This window comes from Citrobacter sp. TBCS-14, from assembly GCF_005280805.1.
GTDB classification, from domain to species: domain Bacteria; phylum Pseudomonadota; class Gammaproteobacteria; order Enterobacterales; family Enterobacteriaceae; genus Citrobacter; species Citrobacter gillenii.
Map to the genome: position 1 here is coordinate 1 of NZ_SZWM01001194.1, position 532 is coordinate 532.

A 532-nucleotide genomic window follows, 5' to 3' on the forward strand; every position below is an offset into this window, starting at 1 on the left:
TGATAGCGATAATCGCGATGATCGGTGCCATCCAGGCAATAATCGGTGCGTTAAAGTGGTTTGCCAGGTAAGACAGGATAGAGATGTTCTGTTCTTTCGCTGCAGCCAGATCCGCCGGAGTCAGGCTGAATACGCAGCTGAAGACGAAGAACATAACGGTCAGCACCATCATGATGTGAGCGAATGCCAGAATCTTGGAGCATTTCTTCTCTGCTTCATCACCGTACTCTTCACGCTTCGCAACGGCGAAGGAGGAGATGATCGGTGAGTGGTTGAAGGAGAATACCATTACCGGAATTGCCAGCCACAGGGTCAACAACAGGCCATTGCCAGTGGTTGCTGCGGAGTCAAAGGACAGGGTTTCCAGAACCGCACCGCTCCACTGAGGGATCAGGTACANAGCAGCATCAGAGCCGCAACGAACGGGAATACCAGGATACTCATCGCCTTCACGATCATCTGTTCACCGAAGCGCACGATGGTCATCATGCCGACAATCAGAATCAGAGAGAGGATTGCACGCGGCGGCGGC

At 52.9% G+C, this 532-nt stretch carries 1 pseudogene; it reads right to left on the reverse strand.

Annotation, left to right across the window (positions count from 1 at the left end):
* Positions 1–532: pseudogene (locus tag FDX22_RS24760) on the reverse strand (HAAAP family serine/threonine permease); the annotation flags it as partial.